2 protein-coding genes are annotated in these 2,264 nt (G+C 63.9%); one reads left to right on the top strand and one right to left on the bottom strand.

The window, feature by feature from the left end:
- Positions 1 to 103: 103 nt before the first annotated feature.
- Positions 104 to 1,615, bottom strand: a complete 1,512-nt coding sequence (locus DYI24_RS25315; protein WP_164574273.1) for a malonate--CoA ligase — start codon at positions 1,613 to 1,615, stop codon at positions 104 to 106.
- 273 nt (positions 1,616 to 1,888) lie between these two features.
- Between DYI24_RS25315 and DYI24_RS25310 the strand changes: the two genes are divergently transcribed.
- On the top strand, positions 1,889 to 2,264 hold a 376-nt coding region (locus DYI24_RS25310), incomplete at its 3' end, for a fasciclin domain-containing protein (RefSeq protein WP_164574272.1).

Raw genomic sequence — 2,264 nt, 5'->3', positions numbered from 1 at the left:
GCCGTAGTTAGTTCGGCCGGCCCATCCACTGTCATTCCGGGTTCGCGCTACGCGCGCTCCGGAATGACGGTGTGTGTAAGGTGATGGTGAAGGTGCGGGACGATTACTTGTAAATATCCTTATACGTCTCGCGCAGGACGTTCTTCTGGACCTTGCCCATCGTGTTGCGCGGCAGGTCGTCGACGAAGATCACCTTCTTCGGCATCTTGAACTTGGCGAGCTGACCGTCGAGGCCCTTGATCACCTGCGCCTCGTCGATGCTGGCGTCCTTGTCGCGCACCACCACGGCGGTGACGCCCTCGCCAAAATCGGCGTGCGGCACGCCGATCACCGCGGACTCGACCACGCCAGGCATGGCGTCGATCTCGCTCTCGATTTCCTTCGGATAGACGTTGAAGCCGCCGGTGATGACCAGATCCTTGCCGCGGCCGAGAATGTGGACGTAGCCGCGCTCGTCGATCTTGCCGAGGTCGCCAGTGATGAAGAAGCCGTCGTCGCGGAATTCCGACTTGGTCTTCTCCGGCATCCGCCAATAGCCCTTGAACACGTTCGGGCCCTTCACCTCGATCATGCCGATCTCGCCGCGCGGCAGCTCCTTGCCGGTTTCCGGATCGGTCACCCGCGCCGAGACGCCGGGCAGTGCCGGGCCGACTGCGCCGGGGACGCGGTCGCCGTCATACGGGTTCGAGGTGTTCATATTGGTCTCGGTCATGCCGTAGCGCTCGAGCACGGCGTGACCGGTCTTTGCCGCCCATTCGCGGTGGGTATCGGCGAGCAGCGGCGCCGAGCCGGAGATGAACAGCCGCATATGGCTGGTCGTCTGTTTGGTCAGCCGCGGGCTCTGCAGCAGCCGCGTGTAGAACGTCGGCACGCCCATCAGCACCGTGGCGCGCGCCATCAGGTCCAGAATCTTGTCGGGATCGAACTTCGGCAGGAAGATCATCGATCCACGCGCGAACAGCGTGACGTTGCTGGCCACGAACAATCCATGCGTGTGATAGATCGGCAGCGCGTGGATCAGCACGTCGTCCGGCGTGAAGCGCCAGAATTCCACCAGCGTCAGTGAGTTCGACGCGAGATTGTTGTGGCTCAGCATCGCGCCTTTGGAGCGGCCGGTGGTGCCCGACGTGTACAGGATCGCCGCAAGATCATCGGCGCCGCGTTCGACCGTGGCAAAGGCCTCGCTGGCCTGCGCGGCCGCGTCGGTCAGCGAGCCCTGGCCGTCCGGCCCGAGCGTTTCGACCGTGGCGCCAACCTTGGCGGCGATCGCCGCGATGCCGCCCTGCTTGGAGGGATCGCATACTACGATCTTCGGCTCGGCATCGGTGATGAAGTAATCGAGCTCATGCAGCGTATAGGCGGTGTTGAGCGGGAGATACACGCCGCCGGCCCGCACCGTGGCGAGATACAGCACCAGTGCCTCGACCGACTTCTCGGTTTGCGCCGCAACACGGTCGCCGAGCTTCAACCCGCGCGCCACCAGCACGTTGGCGACGCGCCCTGCCCGCGCGACTAGATCGGCGTAGCTGATCTTGTCGCCGGCCGCGGTTTCGATCGCGAGTTTGTGCGGGTCGTCGAGCTTATCGAACAGGCGGGCGAACAGGTTGGCGTTCATGTCGATGTTCCGGTCGCGTCAGGTTGTCGGGAAAGCGCCGTTGATTAGCAAGAACGCTCCGACCAGCGCAACGCCAGAACCGGTCCGTGGCGCGCCTAAACGAACAAAGTCGCGTTCGGTTTCAGCCTGCGACAAAAAAGAATTCCTGAAACGGCGCTGAAAACCTCCCGTAGCTCGCCGCGACGAGGCGCCGAGCCCTTGAAGGTGCACGCCAGCGTCACTCAACCCCGCCCGCGGCGATCGCGGGCTGCCATCACTCTCGGGAGACGAACCATGACGAAGCGAATTGCTCTGCTGACCGCCGCCGCCTTCAGCGCTCTGGCGCTCGCCGCCACTGTGAGCGTCCCGGCCTCCGCCGAATCCGGCAAGATGATGAAGAGCTCCGGCGACACCGTGATGGTCGGCGGCGCGCCGATGTATCCGTCGAAAAACATCGTCGAGAACGCCGTCAAGTCCAAGGATCACACCACGCTGGTCGCCGCCGTGAAGGCCGCCGGCCTGGTCAAGACGCTGGAGGGCAAGGGCCCGTTCACGGTGTTCGCGCCGACCAACATGGCGTTCGACAAGCTGCCGGCCGGCACTGTCGATACGCTGGTGAAGCCGGAGAACAAGAAGCAGCTCACCAAGATCCTCACCTATCATGTGGTAC

Origin of the sequence: Rhodopseudomonas sp. BR0C11 (assembly GCF_010820945.1) — a bacterium.
Classification (GTDB): domain Bacteria; phylum Pseudomonadota; class Alphaproteobacteria; order Rhizobiales; family Xanthobacteraceae; genus Rhodopseudomonas; species Rhodopseudomonas palustris_H.
This window is presented reverse-complemented; position numbering and strand designations above follow the sequence as displayed.